Origin of the sequence: uncultured Mycobacterium sp. (genome assembly GCF_964249325.1) — a bacterium.
In the GTDB taxonomy this organism is placed as follows: Bacteria; Actinomycetota; Actinomycetes; order Mycobacteriales; family Mycobacteriaceae; genus Mycobacterium.
Genome location: NZ_CAXUCH010000382.1, coordinates 1 through 2,582 on the forward strand (window position 1 = coordinate 1; position 2,582 = coordinate 2,582).

At 67.9% G+C, this 2,582-nt stretch carries 3 protein-coding genes and 2 pseudogenes; 2 read left to right on the forward strand and 3 right to left on the reverse strand.

The genetic code is table 11. The features are described from left to right. Positions 1–257 (forward strand): annotated as a pseudogene (locus ACFE99_RS24780) (cobalamin biosynthesis protein); the annotation flags it as partial. Here the strand turns inward: ACFE99_RS24780 and ACFE99_RS24785 are convergent. Genes ACFE99_RS24785 through ACFE99_RS24795 form a run of 3 tightly spaced genes read right to left on the reverse strand, consistent with a single transcriptional unit; the run spans position 239 to position 2,257 of the window. Then, a complete protein-coding gene (locus ACFE99_RS24785; protein WP_375489483.1) occupies positions 239–1,063 on the reverse strand; it encodes an SURF1 family protein in 825 nt (274 codons plus the stop codon). The pseudogene ACFE99_RS24780 and the gene ACFE99_RS24785 sit on opposite strands and share 19 nt — an antisense overlap. Next, a complete protein-coding gene (locus ACFE99_RS24790; RefSeq protein WP_375489487.1) occupies positions 1,063–1,539 on the reverse strand; it encodes a low molecular weight protein-tyrosine-phosphatase in 477 nt (158 codons plus the stop codon). The genes ACFE99_RS24785 and ACFE99_RS24790 overlap by 1 nt, the downstream gene beginning before the upstream one ends. Positions 1,540–1,564: 25 nt before the next feature. Beyond that, the gene (locus ACFE99_RS24795; protein ID WP_375489485.1) at positions 1,565–2,257 is read right to left on the reverse strand and encodes an HAD-IA family hydrolase; all 693 of its coding nucleotides are present in this window, start codon (positions 2,255–2,257) and stop codon (positions 1,565–1,567) included. An 84-nt stretch (positions 2,258–2,341) separates the two neighbouring features. On the opposite strand from ACFE99_RS24795, the pseudogene ACFE99_RS24800 reads away from it, so the two are divergent. Then, positions 2,342–2,582 (forward strand): annotated as a pseudogene (locus tag ACFE99_RS24800) (hypothetical protein); the annotation flags it as partial.

Genomic DNA, 2,582 nt, shown 5'->3' on the forward strand with positions numbered 1-2,582 from the left:
GTGCGGGCCTGGCGTCGCGACGCGCCGCGACATCCCAGCCCCAACGCCGGCGTGGTGGAGGCGGCGTTCGCCGGGGCGCTCGGCGTGCGGCTGGGCGGCCCCACGCATTACCCCTATCAGCTGCAGATCCGCCCGACTTTAGGTGAGGGGGCGGCGCCCTCGGTGGCCGACCTGCGCCGCGCGCTGTTGCTTTCGCGGATGGTGCAGGCGGCGACAGCGGCTACGCTGGCGCTCTGGCTCAGCGCCGCCGGCCGTAGCGGTCGCTGAGTTTCTGCTCGACGCTCATTGGCGCAGCAGCGGTCTCGGTCGGGGGTTTTTGGCTCTTTTCCAGGCGGCGGGCGCGCACCTCGGAGAACGCGAAATAGCCAAGTCCGATCGGAGCGAGGATGCCAAAGGCGATCCACTGAATGCCATAGGAGAGAAACGGCCCGGCAGCCAGCTGCGGAACCCCGATCACCCCGAGCCCCCCGGGCTGGTTGTCGACCAGTTGCAGATACGACCCGGCCAACCGAACCCCGGTGAGCGCTGCGACCTGAGCAGTGTTGATCGAATACACTTGCGGGACACCGTCTTTGGCGAACGGTTCTTTACCTGGTATGGGTGCCTCGGAGTTGCGCAGCCGCGCCGTGATGGTCACGGTGCCGCTCGGCGGCGGGTGGATCGGCGGGATCCGCGAACCCTGCTCCGGGCGCACATAGCCGCGGTCGACCAGCACGGTGGGTCCGCCGTCCACGATGAACGGCACCAACACCTCGAATGCGGGATTGCCGTCGACCACCCGTAAGCGGGCGAGCACTTGCACATCAGGCAGATAATGCCCGGTGGCGATCACCTGGCGCCACTGCGCATCGGGTGCCGACGAGTCCTGCTGCGGCAACAGGTCTTTCAGCGGAACCGGCGCCGTAGTAAGGGAATGCTCGATCTGCTTGTTCTCTCGCGATGTCTTGGTGTTTTTGCCCAGCTGCCAAGGTGCGAGCACGGTAAAGCACAAGTACGTGAACGCGATCACCACTAGCGCCAGGGCCAACCACCCCGGTCGCAGCAGGAAGGCGAAGCGCCGCATCAATGCCCGTCCTGTGCGAGCCGTTCGTCGACCCACTGGTGCAAGCCCGGCAGCGCGGCCTCGATGATCGCGAAGACCTCTTCGAAATCGGCATGGTAGCCGTAGTAGGGGTCGACGACGTCCAGGGCATATCCGCCCGAGCGCGGGTCGAAGGATCGCAACATCCGTATCCGGTCGGCCTCGACTCCCCACTGCTGCAACAGCCGAACATGGTTGCGGCTCAGCGCCACCAGCAAGTCGGCCGCCAAATGGTCAGTGTCGAGCTGCGCGGCGCAGTGCGCGGTCGGATAACCGTGCGCGCGCAACACGCGGGTGGCCCGTTCGTCGGCGCACTTGCCCACATGCCAGTTGCCGGTACCCGCACTGGTCACCCGAACCGCGTCGTGCAATCCGCGCTGGCTGATCTGGTGGGCGAACATCTTCTCAGCCATCGGCGAACGGCAGATGTTGCCGGTGCAGATGAACGTGATGTGCAGCCGCGCGTCAGGCGGGCAATCAGACTCAGACACCCAACGCCCTCCGTAGTTCGGCGACGGTCGCGACGTGCGTCACCGTCGGCGCGCGGTGCCCGGTGAAGTCGGCTTGTCCGTAGCCCCAGCCGACCACCACCGTGTCGATGCCGTGGGCGGCCGCTCCTTCCACGTCATGCAAGCGGTCGCCGACCATGACCACCCGCCGGGGCAGCGGCTGCAGCTGCGCCAGGGCATGCGCCAGCACGTCGGTTTTGCTGCTGCGGGAGCCGTCGACGCTGGCACCGGCGACGACCTCGAAGTGCTGGTCGAGCCCGAAGCGGGCCAGGATGCGTTGTGCGGTCGGTTCGGCCTTGGACGTCGCCACGGTCAGCCGGACGTCGGCGGCGCGCAACTCGGCCAGCAGCGGCTCGATGCCGTCGAAAACACTGTTCATCATCCAACCGCGGGTGCTGTAGTCGGCGCGGTAGGCGGCGATTGCAGACTCGGTGTGCTCACCGAGACCCATCGACGCCAGTGTGTGGTGCATCGGGGGGCCGACGATCCAGCCGGCGAGATCACCGTCGGGAACAGCGGCGCCGACGTGGCGCAACGCATGGCGGAAGCTGGACACGATCCCGTCCGCCGAGTCGGTGAGGGTGCCGTCGAGGTCGAAGATGACCAACTGCGGGCGACCCGCCGGAGCAGGCGGGCACTCCGATTCAGCCAAGACCGTATCTGTCACGTCCTCATTGTCCTTGACGGCCGGGTGGTTGCGTCAGCTGCTCCGGATAGCTGCTCGCCGGCGCGGACCACTACTGTTTGACCCGTGGCGGGTCTGGACTCCGGTGCCTCGATTGCGCCGCCGGGAGCGCGGTATCACGGTGATCAGGCGGCCGAGCCGGGCATGCTGGATTTCGCTGTCAACGTCCGCCACCCGCACCCGCCGGCCTGGCTGGTGCAGCGGCTGGCCGCCCGGCTACCGGATCTGGCCCGCTATCCGAGTGCCGACGACGAGCGCGCCGCCCGGGATGCGGTGGCCGCCCGCCATGGCCGCCCCCGCGACGAGG

Excerpts from the sequence above, each read along its gene's own strand:
- ACFE99_RS24785 (WP_375489483.1), bottom strand. The coding sequence starts at position 1,063 with ATGCGGCGCTTCGCCTTCCTGCTGCGACCGGGGTGGTTGGCCCTGGCG.